This is a genomic window from Frankia sp. AgB1.9 (assembly GCF_016786355.1).
Classification (GTDB): Bacteria; Actinomycetota; Actinomycetes; order Frankiales; family Frankiaceae; genus Pseudofrankia.
This window is the reverse complement of the sequence record NZ_JADWYX010000119.1, coordinates 1-18,960: the sequence shown is the minus strand read 5'-3', so window position 1 is coordinate 18,960 and position 18,960 is coordinate 1. Positions and strand designations below refer to the sequence as shown.

Genomic DNA, 18,960 nt, shown 5'->3' with positions numbered 1-18,960 from the left:
TCCGACCTTTGGTGATCACCGGTCGTCGGTCCAGAGCTCGGTCAGCCACTGCTGTTCCTGCGCGATCTCGGCGACGATCCGCGGGGAGGGCGCGACCGCCGAGGCGAGGATCACCGCCGTCGACGAGAAGCCCCAGGGGTTGCGCAGGATCTTGTCCGCGATCTCGGCGGGAAGTTCCGCAGGACTCGCTTTCGGCCAGAGCGTCTCGCCGCCCCGAAGCGCGCCGCTGAGCTCAAGGTTTTCGAGGGCGATCAGGTCGCTCATCCAGTTCTTGGGCACTTCGCCCAGTCGCGGCACTATGAAGTCCGCGATGCTGGTCGCCACGAAAGGCGTCCAATGGCCGGCCGCGATGGCGCGCCTGACCAGCAGCTCCGCCTCCGCCGCCCCCGCGCGGAAGTGCAACAGCATGGCCGTGTCGGCAGCGAGTCTCTGGTGGGCCCCCGGGCTGAAGCCATGCTCGATCCGGCGCCCGGGCGCCCGGCGCGCGCGGTCCCGAACCGCTTCCTGCAGGAGACCCGCCACCCAGCCGTCCAGGCCCGTCACCACCCGGTCGAGCAGCAGGATCAGCGAACGCAGAGCGTCGGCTGAGCACCACTCGGTCACGGCCAGGACCCACAACGCCCGGTCAAACTGCGATTGGGCCTCCTCCAACTGGCCTTCCCACCACCACGCCTGATTGCGCCGACGGCGCGCGGCCCGCAGCCGGTCGACGAGGCCTCCCGGTCCGCTGAAGAGACCGGTCGAGCCGCGTCCCGACTCCGCTCGCGAACGGACCTCGGACGCGGCCCTGAAGGCGAGGCGCCTGGCCAGCCAGGTATCCGGGCACAGCCGGTCCACAGCGTCGACGAGCCACCGCCAGCGTTCGAGCGAGTGATACCAGGACTCGCCGACCGACGACTCCATCAGCTCCGAGATGGCGGCGACCGTGGCGCCGACGGACTCGTCGTCGGGCTTCCGGTCAGTCTCGGATCGAAAGATCCCGGACGCCGGGACGATGTTCGCCAGGTTCGCGATGGTCATCAGCTGGTTCGCGCCCGTGTTCACCAGGCTCAGGCCGCCGAAGTTGAGCACGGCCCGCACCACGGCGGCGCGGGTGGCCGCCGGAAGGTCGTCATAGGGAAGACCTGCGCCGACGAGGTAACAGGCTCTGGCCGAGAACTCCTTGTCCTGTTCAGGTCCCAACAGGTCCAGCGCGTCGGCGGTCGCCAGGTGTCGCACCACGTCGGCCCAGGCGCCGAAGGCGATCCATCGCGTCCGAGCGGACCCGGTCTCCCGCCGGACCTTGTGCAGCCAGAGGGTGCGGAAGTCCCCACTCGCGGCGGCCAGCTGGCACAGGCCACGAGCCCGCTCGGTCAACGGCTCGTTCTGCAGGCGTTCCCAGGCCTTGCCGAAGAGTTGCCCCCCGCCGCACTCGCCGGTCAGCCGGATGCGACCGCCGCCGGCCTCGGCCAGGATCGGAGCCGGCAGGCTGGCCCAACGCAGGCCCAGATCGTCGAACGCGAAGTCGACCATTCGCCCGGTCGCCTTCGGCGACTGCGTGAAGACCCAGTCCTGCAACAGAGCGACCGCGACCGTCCGGGCGAGCGGCGCGGCGGCCTGGCCGGCCTCCCGGCCGAGCTCCTCGACGCGTTCGGCGAGATCGGCCAGCTCCCCCTTGTTGAAGCAGCCGGCGAAGAACCGGCAGGTGTTGAACCAGTGCGGGTTCGGCGCGACCGCGAGAAACCGGTCCGGCTTGGTGCCGGGCTTCGGCCGGCCAGCCGGCGAGCTCGGCGCGGTGTCATTGAGGAACCGGCCGGCGAAGAACTCGCGCAGCGGCTGGACCTCGAACTCGTAGGTGCCCGTGACGCGCGAGACGATCGCGACGACGCGCTCGATCATCCCGGTGAAGATGCCGTCGACGAGCTCGGCCGGCTTTCCCTTCTCCCGTAGGTAATCCCGTAGCAGTCCGCGCAGCTCGTCCTCCGTTATCCGGCCCGCGGTGGCCCCCCGGACCGAGTTCTGGTTGGATTCCGCGGCCGAGTGCAGGTGGAACGCCAGGTATCGGTGGATGTCGATCAGTGTGTCACGGTGCTCGCGAACGACCAGGCTTTTCTGCGCCTCACGGTTGAGAAACACCTTGAAATACTCGTTGTACAGCTCGGTCCGCTTGTCGGGGAGCGATGCGCCGATAGCCCAGATCAGGCTGAGCAGGATCGAGAGCTGCATGGTGTTCTTCGCCAGCTCGACCATGTGCGGCTGGTTGAGCTTCTCCCGCAGCACCGACCGCTGCTCGGCGAGGTCTCGCGCCGACAGCTGCCTGGCGGTGGCCCATTTCTCGGCGTACTCGTCGACGAGCGGGTAGCTGAGCGGCCCGAGGGCGAGGTACTGGAACTGCCAGCGCGGCAGCGCCGCCGCGCGGGCTATCACGGACGGCCGGCTCGTGACGAGCACCCGGAAGTCCGACAGCCTGCCGCCGAGCCGGGTCACCGCCTCGGCGATGGCCGCGACGACCCTTTCCCGCGCGGCCGGGTTGCCGACCTCGTCCAGGCCGTCGAGTATCACGATGGTCGGGTTGTCGCGGATGACCGTGTCGAGATCTGCCACGTCGAACCGCATCCCCCCGGAAAACCGGTGGACGTGCGCGGCCAGCGCCGATTCGAGGGTCGGTTCCCAGTCGCTCGGGCGACGTAGTTCAGGAGAGTCGCGTTCCTCGGGGTCCAGCCAGGCCGCGAGATCGCGAAGGTCGAGTTTGAAGGGAACGAGCAGGGGGCTGGCCCGGTGGGCGGGCGGGATCCTCGCCGCCTCGTCTCCCTTGCCCAGCAGGCGGATCCGGTGAACCTGCGCCAGGTACTGGCTCAGTGTCGACTTTCCCTGCCCAGGCGCTCCCTCTACGACCAACAAGGGAAAGGCCCGCGCGCTCTGGCCCAGCAGCAGGCTCGCCGCGCCGAGCGCGTCGGGCCCGAAGTACGCCTCCGCGCCGAGCTCCGGCGTCATTCCGCCGCCGAGGTGGCGTGGCCGCGCGTCATCGAAGGGCCGGGGTACCCCGTTCGCGGCGGCCGCCGAGTAGTACCAGTCGGCCAGTAGCGAGTCGACCCGGCGCCTGGGTGGCACGACCGGGACGTCTACGAAGATATCCAGCAACTGATCGTCGCGCTCCTGGCCGGTCTGCCGGAATCGGACCCCCGAATCCTCGCCATGCTGGTGGGCGAGGTAGGCCTCCAGCGCACTGCGCCGCCGACGTTCCTGATCGCCCGCGAATCCCGACTCCCACACCATCCGCACGGCGTCGACGCCGTCGAGCAGAGCCGGATACCGAAGTTTCAGCTGGGGCTGGCCGTCGAGGCGACGGTCGAGATCATCGCGCCACAGGCACTGCGCGGGAATCGAAAGCGTGGACTTGAGGTGGTCCTGCACCCTGTCGATGGAGCCGGTGCCGAGATGCGACGAGCCCCGCACATTCGTCATGAGGACATAGCGGCGGGCCCCTCGGCGGACCAGCTCTTCGACCTTCGGGCGTTCCCGGTCGATCGCCGCACAGACCCAGCCGACGACGTCGTCAAGCCGCTCCGGAGCCCGCGCGAACTTCACCTGGAAGACGATTGTTCCCTCGATCGGATGGTCGACGGTGGCGTCACGGCCGCCATCCGGCATGGCGACGGGCATGCACTGGAGGTCTGGATAGGGGGCCAGCAGAAGTGCCTGGCAGAGCCGCTGGAATTCCTGCTCGCCAAGCGCCTCGTAATTCGCCGCCATCCGCCGGCATCCTCCTTGATCACTTCACGGCTCGGTCGCGCCCAGGCGCTGACGGCTCCGACTATAGGGCGCGGCCGGGCAGGACCGAGCGGCAGGTCCAGACGCGCAAAGAACCGCGTACAGGAAAGCCGGGCTTCACGTCCAAGCCGCGTCAACTTAGCGATAGGAAGCGCATCCATACGCAGGCCACAACCGCCTAGAGGCGCTTTGGGATGCAATCCAACCCGAACCCGCGCCGTTTTCCAAATAGCGCGACCCCCCGGCCGCTGGCCTAAAGAGGACAGCGGCCGGCGGACTCAGCGCTGGGCGCCACGGGACCGGTGACCCGCACCCGGGGTGATCAGGCCGGTCTCGTAGGCGAAGGCGACGGTCTGGACCCGGTCGCGCAGGCCCAGCTTGGCCAGGATCCGACCGACGTGGACCTTCACGGTGGCCTCGGAGACATGCAGCTCGTCGGCGATCTCGCGGTTCGTGCGGGCCTGGGCCACCAGGAGCAGCACGTCGTGCTCGCGGTCGGTGAGGGCGGCAAGCGTGGCGGCCCTGGCGTCGGCCTGCTCGGGGGTCGGCAGCAGCGGGGTGAACGTCTCCAGCAGCCGGCGGGTGGCGCTCGGCGCGATGACGGCCTCGCCCGCGGCCACCGCGTGGGCCGCCGCGGCGAGCTCGGCCGGGCGGGCGTCCTTGAGCAGGAAGCCGCTCGCCCCGGCGCGCAGCCCGGCGTAGACGTACTGGTCGAGGTCGAACGTCGTGAGGATCAGCACCCTGGTCGGCAGCCGGGCGGCGACGATCGCGGCCGTCGCCTCGATGCCGTCCATGCCGGGCATCCGGACGTCCATGAAGACGACGTCCGGGCGCAGCTGGCGGGCCAGCCGGACGGCGCTCGCGCCGTCATCGGCCTCGCCGACGACCTCGATGCCCGGCTCGGCCCGCAGGAACATCCGGAATCCCAGCCGGATCAGCGGCTGGTCGTCGGCGAGCAGCACGCGGATTGGGGCCGCTGCCTCGGCGCCGCCGGGCAGATCCTGGCCGCTCGGGTCCGCCATCACGCCGCGCCGGGGAGCACGGTCTCGGCAAGCAGGCCGGTGACGGGCGGGCGGGGCAGGCAGGCGGTGACCCGCCAGCCGCGGGGCCGCAGGGGGCCGCAGGTCAGCTCGCCGCCCCAGGCCGAGACCCGTTCGCGCATCCCGGTGACGCCATGGCCCTGCTCAGGCGGGCCCTGGTCCGGCGGGGTTGGGTCAGACGGGGCCGGGTCGTCGGACCGGCGGTCCTCGGCGCCGTCGTCGACGACGGCGAGCGTCACCCGGTCCGGCAGGTAGTCGAGGGTCACCCGCGCCGCGCTGCCGGGACCGGCGTGCTTGAGGGTGTTCGTCAGCGACTCCTGGATCAGCCGGTAGACGGCCAGCTGGAGCCCGCCGGGCAACGTCCGGCCGTCGCCGCGGACCGTCAGCGTCACGGCCAGGCCCGCTGCCCTGACCTGGTCGAGCAGCGGGTCGAGGCTCGCGAGCCCGGGTTGGGGCGCGAGTTGCTCCCCGGCTGGCAGGCCGGGCGACTCGGCCGCCTCGGCCGGGTCCGGGGTGTAGCCGCGCAGCACGCCGAGCAGGCGGCGCGTGTCGGCCAGCGCCTCGCGGCCGGTGGCCGAGACGGTGCTCATCGCGTCGCGGGCGGCCTCCGGTGAGCCGCCGACGGCGACCGCGGCGCCCTCGGACAGCGCGACGATGACGGTCAGGTGATGGGCGACGATGTCGTGCATCTCGCGGGCGATCCGGCCGCGTTCCCGGGCCGTGGCGAGCTCGGCCTGCTGGTCGCGTTCCCGCTCCAGGCGCTCGGCTCGCTGGCGCAGCTGCGAGAGGTAGGCGGTGCGGGTCCGCGCGAAGATCCCGAGCACCCCGGCGGCGACCACCATCCCGGACAGCAGGACGAAGACCGTGATCCAGATGCCGACCGCCGCCCACCGGTCGACCGCCAGCCCGACGCCGATCTCCATCACCGCGCCGGCGGCGATGATGGCCCAGACCGAGCCGCAGGCCGCCACGGTGTAGAGCGCGACGAGCAGCGCGATGTCCGCCATCAGCCGGACGTCGAGCAGCCACTGGCTGAAGGCGATCACCGAGACGACGGTGAAGGTCGTGAACGGGTACCGGCGGCGGAACAGCAGCGTCGCCGCGAGCGCGACGGTCAGGGAGACGGTCAGGGTCAGCGGGTGGCCCAACCGCAGGGAGTCGCGCACGGCGCTCGGCAGGCCGAGCGCCAGCACGGCCACGGGCGCCAGCAGCGCGAGGGCGCGGGCGTAGTTCCGGGACGGATCGCCGTCGAAGGACTGGACCAGGTCACGCAGCGCAGCCCGCCGCCGGGCCCGCCAGGCCGCCCAGGGAAGGGCCTGCCCGGTCCTCGCCCTGATCGCTCGTACCCTCGCTGGCGAGATCACGCTCACTCGTCTCGCCTCCCTGGTCGCGTCGGCGGACAGCCTGACGTTTCGAGACTAGGCGTCGGCCCGCTTGAGCCGGACCGCCGCGAGCGCCACGGCGACGGCCGTCCAGGCGAGGATCACCAGGAAGCCGTCGCCCGGCGAGAGCAGGCTCGGGTCCGCCCGCTGCCAGAACGCCGCTCCGGCGTTGGACGGCAGGTACGGGCTGATGTTCGTCGCCCAGCTGGAGGGGAGCAGCTCGAACAGCGGCGGGATGACGAAGTACAGCGCGACCAGGCTGGAGATGCCGGCCGCGGTGTTGCGGAACAGCCCGCCGAACGCCATCCCGGTCAGGCCCACCAGCAGCAGGTAGACCGCCGCGCCGAGCACCATCCGGGCGGTGTGCGGGTGCGAGAACGCCACGTTGAGGTGCTTGCTGGCCAGCAACGACTGGCCGACGAAGAACGCGACGAGCGTCGCGACCACCGACGTGACGCCGACGACGACCGTGAAGACGGTCATCTTGGCCCAGAGGACCGGCAGCCGCTTCGGCACGACGGTCAGCGAGGCCCGGATCATGCCGGTCGCGTACTCGCCGGAGACCAGCAGCACGCCGAGCACCCCGACGGCGAGCTGCGCGATCGTCACGCCACGCAGGCTCGCCTCGGTGGCGTCGAACGTGAGCTTGCGGGCCGGTTCGAGGCGGTCCCAGTGGTTGGCGATGACGGCGCAGAACAGGGCCGCGAGGCCGACGGTGAGCGCCACGGCGGCGCCCAGCGTGATGAGCGTCGAGCGCAGCGAGCGGAACTTGGTCCACTCGGACTGGATCACCCGAGACTGGCTGACGCGCATGCCGGGGAACGGCGGCGCGGCGGCGATGGGCGTCTCGGCGAGGGTCGTGGTGGTCATCGGGCCTCTCCAGACGCGACGGGCTCGCGCCGGGCCGGGGTGGCCGGGGTCGGGCCGGTATGGGCGTGGTACTCGACGGAGTCCGCCGTCATCTCCATGAACGCCTCCTCCAGCGACGCCCGCTGGGTGGCCAGCTCGTGCACCGCCAGGCCGTGCGCGCAGGCGATGTCGCCGATCTGCGCGGCCGACAGTCCCCGGACCTCCAGCTCGCCGGCGGCGGCGCTGGAGATCGTGACGTCCGGCCCGACCAGCAGGTCGCGTAGCTCGCCGGCCCGCGGCGAGCGCACCAGGACGACGGAGCCCGAGGCCTGCGCGACGATCTCGGCGACGGTCGTGTCCGCGAGCAGCCGTCCCCGGCCGATCACGATCAGCCGCTCGGCCGTCAGCGCCATCTCGCTCATCAGGTGGGAGGAGACGAAGATGGTCCGCCCCTCGGCCGCGAGCGACTTCAGCAGCGTGCGGACCCAGCGGATGCCCTCGGGGTCGAGGCCGTTGACGGGTTCGTCCAGCACGACCGTCCGGGGGTCGCCGAGCAGGGCGGACGCGACGCCGAGGCGCTGGCCCATGCCGAGCGAGAACCCACCGACCCGTTTCCTGGCGACCTCGCGCAGGCCGACCAGGTCGATGACCTCGTCGACGCGGCGGCGGGGAATCCCGTTCGTCTGGGCGAGGGCGAGCAGGTGGTTGTAGGCCGAGCGGCTGGTGTGGACCGCGCGGGCCTCCAGCAGGATGCCGAGCTCGGCCATCGGGGCGCTGGCCGACCGGTAGCCCCGGCCGTTCACCCGCACGGTGCCGGCGGTCGGCTCGTCCAGCCCGGCGATCATGCGCATGGTGGTGGACTTGCCGGCGCCGTTCGGCCCGAGGAACCCGGTCACGCTTCCTGGCCGCACCGTGAAGGTGAGGTCCGCGACGGCTGTCCGCTCGCCGTAGCGTTTTGTCAGCCCGTCAACTTCGATCATCTGCGCTCTCCCGCCACGCCGGTTCGGCCAGCGGGACGGTTCGGGCTGGCCATGCTGCCACGCTAGGGATTCGGCTGTGGACGGCGCATCAGCCGCAAGACGAGAGTTCGGGCCCGTCGGGTACGTCGCAGGTCGTATGTCGGTCGTGACCGCGGCGCAGTGGAGCACCTCCTGGCGGCTGGACCGGGTCGTTCGCTCCTGCCGTCCGCGACCCCGGCGAATGATCTGGAGAAGCTAGACATTTCGGGCCGTATGCCGACCGAGGGTGGCATAGGGGTAACGTATAGCCGATAACACTCCGCCGGTTCCCACCTGTGCGCCGATGCAGCGTCGACAGTGCGTGCTGACGCTGAGGCTTCCAACTCGGTCGCGCGGCGGGTCCGCGGGCTCCGCCGGCGGCACCGTCCGCTCGGATGTAGGGAGCGCTCGATGGGCCAGGTGACCACCTCCACCACGATCGCCGTCGTCTCGGCGTCGGCTCCGACAACGACCGCCAAGGCGCCGCCCGCGAGCTTCCTGGGAGCGGCGGGCCTGAGCGCCAAGGGAACCCGGTTGAACCGGCGGGGACTCGCGACCCGGGGCCGCATCCTGGAGGTCGCCGTCGACCTGCTCGCCGCCGGCGGGCCGGACGTCGTCAGCGCGAATCTGATCGCCCGGGAGGCCGGCGTCACCTGGGGGACGATCCAGCATCAGTTCGGCGAGGCCGACGGCGTCTGGGCGGCCGTCATCGAGCACGTGTCCTTCCGTCCGAGCTTCCACCCGACCCTGGACCGGCTGGCCGGCCTGCCGCTGGCGGCGCGGCTGGAGGCGATCGTCGACCTGGTCTGGAACTCGCTGGACTCGCCCAGCGCCCGCGCGGTGAACACACTGCGCCTGTTCCTGCCACGCGACGCGGCCGTGGTCGAACGGGACTACCCGCGCACCGCCGCCGCGCTGGCCGCCTGGGACACCCGGTGGGCCAAGGTCTGGGACCACGCGTTCGACGGGCTGACCGTCCCGAGGGAGCGCCTGGCCAAGGTCCGCTTCCTCATGCCCGGCGCGATCCTCGGCCTGCACGACATCGGCGGGCTGAGCAGCTACACCGACGTCTCCGCGGCCCGTACCGGGCTCATCGAGGCACTGACTCTCTATCTGTCCTGACGCCACCCAACTTCGCGGCAGATTTCTGGAACCTGTTCTCGTTCGTGCTCGTTGACGCCACCGTGGCTGACCTGGACTTCGCGAAGTTGCCCGGGGTGGCGGTCGTCGCCGGCGGGAGCGGTGGGATCGGGGCCGCGGTCTGCCGGCGGCTCGCCGAGCTCGGTAGCGACGTCGTCCTGACCTACCACCGCAACCCCGACGCGGCGGGCGCGACCGTGGCCGCGGTCGAGGCGGCCGGTCGCCGCGGGCTGGCCCGCCAGCTCGCCCTGGAGGACGAGGCCGCCGCCGCGGCCTTCCTGACCGAGGTGGCCGACCGGTTCGGCGCCCTGCACACGGTGGTCGTCGCGTCCGGGCCGCACGTCCCCCAGCGGCACCTGTCGACGGTGCCCCCGGCCGACTTCCGCCGGCAGGTCGAGGGCGAGGTGGTCACGTTCTACAACCTGATCCACCCCGCGCTGCCGCTGCTGCGGGCGTCGCGGGGCAGCGTCGTCGCGGTCACCACCGCCGCGACCCGCCGTTACCCGGTCCGCGACGGCCTGTCCGCCGGGCCGAAGGGCGCGGTCGAAGCGGTCGTCCGGGCGTTCGCCGCCGAGGAGGGCCGCTACGGCGTCCGGCTGAACTGTGTCGGCCCCGGCATGCTGACCGACGGCATGGCCGACCGCCTGATCCGCTCCGGCGCCTACGACAACGGGGGGCTGGAGGCCGCCCGCCGCAACATCCCGCTGCGCCGGTTCGGCACCGCCGCGGACGTCGCGGAGGCGGTCTGCTTCCTGGCCTCCCCGCGGGCCGCCTACGTCACCGGCCACATGCTCGACGTCGACGGCGGCTTCCACCTCTAGCTGGTCTTGTCGCTAGCTGGTCTTGTTGCTGTAGACCCGGCTGGGCTCGATGAGGACGGCGGCCCGGCGCTGTTCGGCCATCACGCGGTCGTAGGTGTCCCAGTCGTCGTGAGTGCCGCCCGCGGCGGTGAACACCTCGCGCAGCAGCAACCGAAGCCGTTCGGCGTCGATGTCCGGGTGCGGGTCGTCGGGGCCGATGAGCTGGGCGGTCCCCTCCAGCGCGGCCCACTGCCAGCCGGAGCGGATGGTCGCGGTCACCTGGGGCCGGGCCCGCAGGTTGGCCAGCTTCACCGGGCCGTAGGTGACGAACCCGAGCACCTGCGTCCCGGTGAGCGGATGGGGCAGCACCCCGACGTTCACGACCGACGACTGGATCGTCTGGTCCGCCCGCACCGTCGACACGACCGCCAGGCCCTGCTCCGCGCGGCCCAGCGCCGCAAGCTCTTCAATCGTCGTCATTCGGCCCACCCATCCAGATCGATTCCCGGATTCCCGTCAGCTGGCAACCACCGGGCTCCCCGCGAAAGTCCTACCTGGGCGAGCCGGCCGGACGCTGGAAGACGGCGACCGCGACGGCGGCGACGACGATCACCGCGGCCCCGCAGAGGAAGGCCGCGTGCATGCCGTCGACGTACGCGGCCTGAGCCCGGTGCGCCACGTCGGGGCCGAGCATCGTGGCCAGCGCCAGCGAGGAGCGCGCGTGGTCGGCGAGCGGGGCCGGCAGCCCGCTCAGGTGCAGGTGGGCCCGGTAGGTCGACTGCAGCAGGCTGCCCAGCACGGCGATGCCGAGGGCGCCGCCAAGCTCGCGGGACAGGTCGTTCATCGCCGAACCGACGCCCTGCTTGGCCGCCGGCAGCGCGTCGGTGATGGCCGCCGTCGCCGGCGTCATCGCCAGGCCCATCCCGACGCCCAGCGGCAGCAGCCCGCCGAGCAGCAGCCCGTAGCCGCTGGAGACGCCGACCCGGGACAGCACCAGCAGGCCGGCCGCCACCAGTGCCAGCCCGGCCACGCAGACCACGCGGGTGCCCAGCCGGCCGACCAGCCGCGGCGCGAGCCCACGCGCCCCCAGCCCGATCGCGGCCGCCATCGGGACGAGGCTGACCGCCGCGACCAGCGGGCTGTCCCCACGCACCAGCTGGAGGTACTGCAGCACGACGAAGATGAACCCGAAGAACGCGAAGAACTGGCAGGTGATCGACAGCGCCCCCAGTGCGAACCCCCGGTTGCCGAACAGCCGCGGGTCGAGCAACGGGTTCGCGTGGCGCAGCTCCCAGCCGATGAAGCCGGCGAGCACGACCACCCCGGCCGCGAGGCCCACGAGCGTGCGCGCGCTGCCCCAGCCCGCGGTCGGCGCCTCGATGATCGAGTAGACGGCCAGCAGCAGGCCCGCGACAGTCAGCAGGGCGCCGACGAAGTCCAGCCGCCCGACCGCGGGGTCGGCCGACTCGGGGATCACCCGCACCGTCGCGGCCACGGCGACCACCGCGAGCACGACGTTCAGCCCGAACACCGCCCGCCAGGACCACTGCTCCAGCAGCAGGCCGGACGAGAGCACCCCGACGATCGCGCCCGCCCCGGCGACCCCGGCCCAGGCCCCGACCGCGCGGGCCCGCTGCTCGCGCGGGAAGGTCGCGGTGATCGTCGAGAGCGTCGCAGGCATGACCAGCGCGGCGCCGAGGCCGAGCACGGCCCGCATCGCGATGAGCCAATGCGGGTCGTGGACCGTCATCGCGACGGCCGAGCCCACGGCGAAGACCGCCAGGCCCGCGATCAGGGCGCGCCGCCGGCCGTACCGGTCGCCGACGGCGCCGCCGAGCAGGAGCAGCGCCGCGAACGGCAGGGCGTAGCCGTCGATGATCCAGGACAGCTGGGTCTGGGTCGCGTGGGTGTCCCGAGCGATCGACGGCAGCGCCACGTTCAGCGACGCGACCGCGGCGACGACCGTGAACAACGCGAGCATGACGACGGGGAGCACGGCGCGGGGCACACCGTCCGGCTCCCCGCTCGACGTGGCGGGTGTGGCTGTAAGGGTGGTGCTCATGGTGGACCTTCCGCTGCGGAGTGCTGACAGCGATGAAGGTGACACCCAGGCGACAGCTATTTCAATGCTGATGAATAATGGCGACGTGACCGAGGGCGCGGCGCGCACGCGCGGCCGGCGGACGGGCAGCCCGGACACCCGTGGGCGCGTGCTGGAGATCGCGCGCCGGCGGTTCCTGGCTGACGGGTACCGGGCGGTGACGTTGCGATCCGTGGCCACCGAGGCGGGCGTCGACGTCGCGCTGATCAGCTACTTCTTCGGCTCCAAGCGGGGCCTGTTCGGCGCGGCGCTGGGCCTGGCCGCGAACCCGGCCGAGCTGCTGCGGGCGGCGCTGCCGGGTGACCGGGCGACCATGCCGGAACGGGTGCTGCGCACGCTGCTGACCACCTGGGACGACCCGGTGCACGGCCCCCGGCTCCGGGTCCTCGCGACGACGGTCGCGCAGGAGCCCGAGTTCACCCGGATGTTCCGCGAACTCGTCCAGCGCGAGATGACCGAGCAGATGGCCGAGTACGTCGGCGGCGCCGACGCCCCGGCCCGCGCGGCCGTCTTCACCACCCAGCTGGCCGGTGTCATCTTCGCCCGCTACGTCCTGGCGCTGGAACCGATCGCCAGCCTGCCGGCTGATGAATTAGTCCGCCACCTCGTTCCCGGGCTGCGGGCCGTGCTGTACGGGCCGGTCGGGGTGCCGCGCCGGCGTTGACGCTCCCCCGGCTCGGCAGCGCGCGACCGGTGACAGACTCGTCCGCGGAGTCGGGCGGAGGGGGCGGCGATGGTGAGCGACGCGGCGATGGCGGCGAACTGGGCCGGGAACGTGCGGTTCCGGGCGGAGCGGGTCGTCGCGCCGGAGTCCGTCGGGGAACTCCAGGAGATCGTCGCCGGTGCTCGGAAGGCACGGGCTCTGGGCACCGGACATTCGTTCAGCCGGATCGCCGACACGGACGGAACGCTGATCTCGACCGCGCGGCTGCCGCGCCGAATCCGGATCGATGACGGTGCCGTGACGGTGAGCGGCGGTATCCGGTACGGCGATCTCGCCCGGGAGCTCGCGCCGAACGGCTGGGCGCTGCGCAACCTCGGCTCGCTTCCGCACATCTCGGTCGCCGGCGCCTGCGCGACCGGGACGCACGGCTCCGGTGACCGCAACGGCAGCCTGGCGACGTCGGTCGCGGCGCTGGACCTGGTCACCGCTTCGGGCGAGCTCGTCTCGGTCCGCCGCGGCGCCGACGAGGACTTCGACGGCCACGTCATCGCCCTCGGCGCCCTCGGCATCACGGTCGCGGTGACGCTCGATCTGGTGCCCGGCTTCCAGGTCCGCCAGCTCGTCTACGAGGGGCTGACCCGCGACACCCTGCTGGCGTCCGTCGAGGAGATCTTCGCCGCGAGCTACAGCGTCAGTGTCTTCACCGGCTGGGACCCGGCGTCGTCCCAGCTCTGGCTCAAGCAACGGGTCGACGGGCCCGAAGGCGACGCCGAACCACCCGCCGAGCGGTTTGGCGCCCGGCTCGCCACCCGCCCGCTGCATCCGGTGCCGGGCATCGACCCGACGCACACGACCCAGCAGCTCGGCGTCCCCGGGCCGTGGCACGAGCGGCTGCCGCATTTCCGGCTGGACTTCACGCCCAGCGCCGGGGACGAGCTGCAGACCGAGTACTTCGTCGCCCGGGAGCACGCCGCCGCCGCGATCGACGCTCTCTTCGCGATCGGTGCCGTCGTCCGTCCGGCCCTGCAGATCAGCGAGATCCGGACCGTCGCCGCCGACACCCTGTGGCTCAGCCCGGCCTTCCAGCGCGACGTCATGGCCCTGCACTTCACCTGGCTCTCCGCCGAGGCCACGGTGATGCCAGCCATTGCCGCCGTCGAGCGCGCGCTGGCGCCTTTCAGCCCCGTTCCCCACTGGGGAAAGGTGTTCTCGCTACCCCCAGCGGCGGTCCGGGCCGGCTACCCCCGTGCGGCGGAGTTCCTCGCTCTCGCCGCCCGCCGGGACCCGGAGGCGGTCTTCCGTAACCAGTACCTCGACACCTACCTGCCAGCGGCCTGACCAGCGTCACCGGCGGCGATCCGGTAACCGACCCGGGGCGTCGTGGCGATGACCGGTGGCTCGCCGAGCTTGCGGCGCAGCCGGCCGATCGTGACCAGAACGGTGTTCGTGAACGGGTCGGCGTGCTCGTCCCATACCTGTTCGAGGAGGTCCTCGGCGCTGAGATGCGCCGGGCTGGCCCGCAACAGCGCCTCCAGCACGGCGAACTCCTTGGCGGACAGGTCCAGCGGCCGGCCGTCCCGGGTGACGGTCCGGCGGATCGTGTCGAGCTCGACGCCCACGGCCCGCAGCGTCGCCGGCGCGGCGGCGGGGCGGCGGCGGGCGAGCGCGCGAATCCGCAGCACCAGCTCCGGGAAGTGGAACGGCTTGGTCAGGTAGTCGTCGGCGCCGAGCGAGAGCCCGCTGACCCGGTCGACCGGGGCGTCCGCGGCGGTGAGCATGAGCACCATGACCCGGTCGTCCCGCCCGGCGATCATCTGACAGAGCGTGTCCCCGTGGATGCCGGGCAGGTCACGGTCGAGGACGACGACGTCGTAGCTGTTGATCGCCAGCTTGGCCGCGGCCTCCAGGCCGTCGTGCGCGACGTCGGCCGCGATCGCCTGGTCACGCAGCCCCTCGACCAGGACGGCGGCGAGGCGGCGCGCGTCCTCGACGACCAGGACCCTCACGCCACGACCCCCGGCGCCGCCGCGTCCGCCGCGCCCGAGGCCGCCGCCCGGGGCAGCGCGACGGTGACCCGCAGGCCGCCGTCGGCACGCGCCCGCAGGTCGAGCGAGCCGCCATGGGCCTCGGCGATGGCCGCCACGATCGACAGGCCCAGCCCGGCGCCGGCCGTGTCCGACCCGGTGCGCTCCACCCCGAGCCGGCGGAAGGGCCGACCCAGCTCGGCGACCTCCTCCTGGGCCAGCACGTCACCGCCGTTCTCGACGACGAGGCGCGCCGTCGACCCGGACACCGCCGTGGCGACCCGGATCCAGCCGCCGTCGTGGTTGTGCAGGATCGCGTTGTCGAGCAGGTTGTCGATCATCCGGGTCAGCAGCGGCTGACTGGCCACGATCCAGGTCGGGTCGAGGCTGTGCACCCGGTGCAGTCGGATACCCCGGCTGGCGAGCTGGTCCGCGCGGGGGCCGAGCCGGGTCGAGACGGCCTGGTCGAGGGCGATGACCGCCCGGTCGGGCAGCGCCCCGTGCTGCCCACGGGCGAGGGCCAGGAGGCCGTCGAGCAGCTCGTCCACCCGGTCCAGCTCGACGCGCACCCGGTCGGCCAGGGTGATCGTCTCGACTGGCACCGGGCCCGGCTTGGCCGCGGCGACGTCGACCAGCGCCCGGACGGTCGCCAGCGGGGTGCGCAGCTCGTGCGACGCGTTCGCGACGAACCGGCGCTGCGCCCCGAACGCCCCGTCCAGGCGTCCCAGCAGGTCGTCGATGGTGTCCGAGAGGTCCTTGAGCTCGTCCTTTGGGCCCTGCATCGCGAGCCGCTCGTGCAGGCTGTCCGCGGAGATCCGCCGGGTGGCCGCCGTCATCGCCCGCAGCGGTCGTAGCGCCCGTCCGGCGGCGAACCAGCCGACCACGACGGACGCGACCGCCATCACCCCCAGCGCGATCAGCGACCCGAGCAGGTAGCCATGGGACACCGAGATATGGCGCGCCTCCGACCCGACCGGCGGGCTGAACGGGTCCGGACGGGTGGCCACGGCGGCGGAGGAGACCGACGTCGACCCAACCCCGTTGGTGATCCCCAGCAACACCACGGAGGAGATCACGAACAGCACGCTGTACAGCACCGTCAGCCGCATCCGGACGGTCCGACGCACCTTGATCACAGTCCCCTCCTTCAGCCATCGCGGGCCCTGACCTTCCAGGGTGCCCGGCCGGGCCTAACAACGAAATAACGGCCGCCGTTCGGTCCCTGTCAGCGCCCGATCCCTAGAAACCGGTGCTGCCACCAATGGCACGCCACAGGAGGGGACCGATGGGAACAAGCATCGAGGTCGACGGTCTGCACAAACGGTTCGGCGGGACGATGGCCCTGGACGGGATGACGTTCACGGTGTCACCGGGCCGGGTCACCGGGTTCGTCGGGCCGAACGGGGCCGGCAAGTCCACGACGATGCGGGTCGTCCTCGGCCTGGACACGCCCGACGCCGGCACCGCGCTGGTCGGCGGCCGGCGGTACGCGACGCTGCCCCGCCCGCTCGGCTGGGTCGGCGCGCTGCTCGACGCGGCGGCGCCGCAGCCGGGCCGCTCCGCCCGCAACCACCTGTTGTGGCTGGCGCACTCGCAGGGGCTCGGTCGCCGCCGCGTCGACGAGGTGCTCGACATCGTCGGCCTCGCGGGCGCGGCCCGGCGCAAGGCCGGCGGCTACTCGCTCGGGATGCGCCAGCGGCTCGGGATCGCCGCCGCGCTGCTCGGTGACCCGCCGGTGCTGATGTTCGACGAACCGTTCAACGGCATGGACCCGCAGGGCATCGTGTGGATGCGCGGCTTCCTGCGGTCCCTGGCCGACGGCGACCGAACGGTGCTGGTCTCCAGCCACCTGATGAGCGAGCTGCAGGACACCGCCGATCATCTCCTCATCGTCGGACGCGGCCGGCTGATCGCGGACACGTCCACCGCGGCGCTTCTCGCGGCCGCCGCGGGCGACCGGGTCCGGTTGCGCACGAGCGCGGCGCCGGCCGCGGCGACGGCGCTGGAACGGGCCGGTGGCACCGTCGTCATGACCAGCCCCCAGAGCCTGACCATCTCCGGCGTGCCGGCTGCCGAGGTCGTCGCCATCCTGGGCGCGGCCGGCGTGCCGTTCGCCGAGGTCGCGGCCGAGCAGGTCAGCCTCGAACGGGCCTACCTGGACCTCACCAGCGACGCCGTCGAGTACGCCGCCCGCCCCGCCGCCGCGCCGCCGGGGTCCGGCACCGGACCGGCGGTCGACGGCGCGCAGGCGAAGGACGCGGTCCGATGACGGCCACCACGCTGCCGCCGCGGCTCGACGGGCCCGGCGCGCCCACCGGCCGGGCCGGCTTCGGCTCGGTGCTGCACGCCGAGTGGACCAAGTTCCGCACCCTGCGCGGCTGGGTCATCGCCGTCGTCATCGCCGCCGTGCTGATCGACGTGTTCGGGCTGTTCGCCGCCGGCGGGATGAGCATCGGCTGCGGCCAGAACCTGTCAGGCAAGGCCTGCTACCGGGCGCTGCCGACCGGGCCGGGCGGGCAGGCCGTCACCGACACCTTCCTCTTCGCCCGCCAGCCGCTCACCGGCGACGGCTCCATCACCGTCCGGGCCACGTCGCTGACCGGCCACTACTCGACCGGCGGCCCCGCCCAGGCCGCCGGCTCGGCCGGGGACGTCCAGGCCACCGGCGTCGACGAGGCCCAGCCGTGGTCCAAGGTGGGGATCATCCTCAAGGCGAGCCTGGTCCAGGGCTCGGCCTACGCGGCGATGGCGAACACCGGGAGCCACGGCACCCGGATGCAGTGGAACTACACCCACGACGTGGCCGGCCTGCCAGGGACGGTGTCGACGGCCTCCCCGCACTGGCTTCGGCTCACCCGCTCCGGCGACGACATCACCGGCTACGACTCGGCCGACGGCGTCTCCTGGACCAAGGTCGCCACCGCCCACCTCGCCGGCCTCCCGGCGACCGTCCAGATCGGGCTGTTCGCCGCCTCGCCCGAGCACGTCGAGGTGACCCAGTTCTTCGGCGGCAGCTCGGGGACCGGCGGCCCCTCCACGGCGACCGGAACCTTCGACCACATCAGGCTCACCGGCACGCCGGCCGGCGCGGCCTGGACCGCCAGCGGGGTCGGGGACACCGGCGGGCCAGGTCAAGGTCAGGCCCCGGCCGCTCGCCCTGGCGGACCGGCTCCGGAGCCGGTCGACGGCACGATGGCCTTCCGCCAGACCGGCGTCGACCAGGCCACCGTGACCGGCACCGGCGACATCGCCCCCGTCGTCCCCGGCGGCCCAGGCGCGACGGCCACCATCGAGGACCACCTGATGGGCACCTTCGTCGGGCTGCTCGTGCTGGTCGTGGTCGCCGCGATGGTCGGCACGGCCGAGTACCGTCGCGGCCTGGTCCGCGTCACGCTGGCCGCGGTGCCGCGCCGAGGGCAGGTGCTGGCGGCCAAGGCGCTCGTGGTCGCCGCGGTGGCGTTCGTGGCCGGCCTGGCCGCGGCCGCCGTCGCGGTCCCGGTCGGCAGCCGGATCTCGCGCAACCAGGGCGCCTACCTGCTGCCGGTGAGCTGGCTGACCGAGGCGCGGGTCATCGTCGGGACCGCAGCGCTGCTCGCGGTCTGCGCCGTGCTCGCCGTCGCCGTCGGGGTGATCCTGCGCCGGGGTGCCGGCGCGGTGGCCGCGGTCATCGTCGGCATCGTGCTGCCCTATCTCCTGAGCGTGTCGTCGGTGCTGCCGGTGAGCGGCGCCGAGTGGGTCCTGCGGGTCACCCCGGCGGCGGGCTTCGCCATCCAGCAGAGCCTTCCGCGCTACGCCCAGGTGACGTCCGACTACGCGCCGCCGACCTACTTCCCGCTCGGGCCGTGGGCCGGCTTCGCCGTGCTGTGCGCCTGGACGGTGGTCGCGCTGGTGGGGGCCCACGTCCTGCTGCGCCGGCGGGACGCATGACGGCGCCGGCCCTGACCGGCACCGGCCAGCGCGGACCAGCGCTGGCCGCGCGGCGAGCGCTGCGCGCCGAGTGGACCAAGCAGCGCACCGTCGCCGGCCCGGCCTGGCTGCTCGGGGCCGCCGTCGGGGGGGCCCCCCCCCCCCGCCCCCCCCCCGCCGCCCCGCGGGGGGCCGCGGCCGGGGCGACCTCGGCGGCGCTGAACGGGGGGCCGCCGACGTCGAGGTACTCCGAGTCAGGGTCCTTCTCGACACGCGCCAGCAGCAGCGCTGTGGTCGTGTGCCGGG

Annotated in this window: 15 protein-coding genes and 1 pseudogene; 7 read left to right on the top strand and 9 right to left on the bottom strand. The window is 72.9% G+C overall.

What is annotated here, in order from left to right; all coding sequences use genetic code 11:
• Positions 1-15 precede the first annotated feature (15 nt).
• The 5 genes from I6A60_RS33295 to I6A60_RS33275 all read right to left on the bottom strand — a co-directional run bounded on the left by I6A60_RS33295 (position 16) and on the right by I6A60_RS33275 (position 8,001).
• Positions 16-3,732 (bottom strand): NACHT domain-containing NTPase, encoded by a 3,717-nt coding sequence (locus I6A60_RS33295; protein WP_203019401.1) that lies wholly within the window; start codon positions 3,730-3,732, stop codon positions 16-18.
• A gap of 296 nt (positions 3,733-4,028) precedes the next feature.
• Positions 4,029-4,772 carry a response regulator transcription factor gene (locus I6A60_RS33290; RefSeq protein WP_203019403.1) on the bottom strand — a complete coding sequence of 248 codons (744 nt, stop codon included), beginning with the start codon at positions 4,770-4,772 and terminating at the stop codon, positions 4,029-4,031.
• Positions 4,772-6,160, bottom strand: a complete 1,389-nt coding sequence (locus I6A60_RS43770; protein WP_203019405.1) for a sensor histidine kinase — start codon at positions 6,158-6,160, stop codon at positions 4,772-4,774. Before I6A60_RS43770 ends, I6A60_RS33290 begins: the two co-directional genes overlap by 1 nt.
• Positions 6,161-6,208: 48 nt before the next feature.
• Positions 6,209-7,042, bottom strand: a complete 834-nt coding sequence (locus tag I6A60_RS33280; protein ID WP_203019407.1) for an ABC transporter permease — start codon at positions 7,040-7,042, stop codon at positions 6,209-6,211.
• Positions 7,039-8,001, bottom strand: a complete 963-nt coding sequence (locus I6A60_RS33275; protein ID WP_203019409.1) for an ATP-binding cassette domain-containing protein — start codon at positions 7,999-8,001, stop codon at positions 7,039-7,041. The genes I6A60_RS33280 and I6A60_RS33275 overlap by 4 nt, the downstream gene beginning before the upstream one ends.
• Before the next feature lie 429 nt (positions 8,002-8,430).
• On the opposite strand from I6A60_RS33275, the gene I6A60_RS33270 reads away from it, so the two are divergent.
• Both I6A60_RS33270 and I6A60_RS33265 read left to right on the top strand, forming a co-directional pair.
• Positions 8,431-9,141, top strand: coding sequence for a TetR/AcrR family transcriptional regulator (locus I6A60_RS33270; protein WP_203019411.1), 711 nt, complete (start codon positions 8,431-8,433; stop codon positions 9,139-9,141).
• Positions 9,142-9,185: 44 nt separating this feature from the next.
• Complete coding sequence (locus I6A60_RS33265) at positions 9,186-9,980, top strand: SDR family oxidoreductase (protein ID WP_307873991.1); 795 nt, start codon at positions 9,186-9,188, stop codon at positions 9,978-9,980.
• Positions 9,981-9,992: 12 nt separating this feature from the next.
• On the opposite strand, the gene I6A60_RS33260 is transcribed toward I6A60_RS33265, so the two are convergent.
• Together I6A60_RS33260 and I6A60_RS33255 are read right to left on the bottom strand one after the other, a co-directional pair.
• On the bottom strand, positions 9,993-10,439 hold the full coding sequence (locus tag I6A60_RS33260) for a TIGR03618 family F420-dependent PPOX class oxidoreductase (RefSeq protein ID WP_203019420.1): 447 nt from the start codon (positions 10,437-10,439) through the stop codon (positions 9,993-9,995).
• Between the two features lie 70 nt (positions 10,440-10,509).
• Entirely contained in the window at positions 10,510-12,021 is a 1,512-nt protein-coding gene (locus tag I6A60_RS33255) for an MFS transporter (RefSeq protein ID WP_203019422.1), read from the bottom strand.
• A gap of 64 nt (positions 12,022-12,085) precedes the next feature.
• Between I6A60_RS33255 and I6A60_RS33250 the strand changes: the two genes are divergently transcribed.
• Both I6A60_RS33250 and I6A60_RS33245 read left to right on the top strand, forming a co-directional pair.
• Positions 12,086-12,724 carry a TetR family transcriptional regulator gene (locus I6A60_RS33250; RefSeq protein ID WP_203019424.1) on the top strand — a complete coding sequence of 213 codons (639 nt, stop codon included), beginning with the start codon at positions 12,086-12,088 and terminating at the stop codon, positions 12,722-12,724.
• A 72-nt stretch (positions 12,725-12,796) separates the two neighbouring features.
• Positions 12,797-14,062: an FAD-binding protein gene (locus tag I6A60_RS33245; RefSeq protein WP_374113467.1), complete on the top strand. Its 1,266-nt coding sequence runs from the start codon at positions 12,797-12,799 to the stop codon at positions 14,060-14,062.
• Here I6A60_RS33245 and I6A60_RS33240 read toward each other — a convergent pair.
• Positions 14,044-14,730 carry a response regulator transcription factor gene (locus I6A60_RS33240; RefSeq protein WP_203019428.1) on the bottom strand — a complete coding sequence of 229 codons (687 nt, stop codon included), beginning with the start codon at positions 14,728-14,730 and terminating at the stop codon, positions 14,044-14,046. The genes I6A60_RS33245 and I6A60_RS33240 overlap by 19 nt on opposite strands.
• Positions 14,727-15,884 (bottom strand): HAMP domain-containing sensor histidine kinase, encoded by a 1,158-nt coding sequence (locus tag I6A60_RS33235; protein ID WP_203019430.1) that lies wholly within the window; start codon positions 15,882-15,884, stop codon positions 14,727-14,729. Before I6A60_RS33235 ends, I6A60_RS33240 begins: the two co-directional genes overlap by 4 nt.
• 149 nt (positions 15,885-16,033) lie before the next feature.
• On the opposite strand from I6A60_RS33235, the gene I6A60_RS33230 reads away from it, so the two are divergent.
• The 3 genes and pseudogenes from I6A60_RS33230 to I6A60_RS42225 all read left to right on the top strand — a co-directional run.
• Entirely contained in the window at positions 16,034-17,017 is a 984-nt protein-coding gene (locus tag I6A60_RS33230) for an ABC transporter ATP-binding protein (RefSeq protein WP_203042634.1), read from the top strand.
• A complete protein-coding gene (locus tag I6A60_RS33225; protein ID WP_203019441.1) occupies positions 17,014-18,675 on the top strand; it encodes an ABC transporter permease subunit in 1,662 nt (553 codons plus the stop codon). The genes I6A60_RS33230 and I6A60_RS33225 overlap by 4 nt, the downstream gene beginning before the upstream one ends.
• Positions 18,672-18,960, top strand: a pseudogene (locus tag I6A60_RS42225) (hypothetical protein); the annotation flags it as partial. The gene I6A60_RS33225 and the pseudogene I6A60_RS42225, both read left to right, overlap by 4 nt.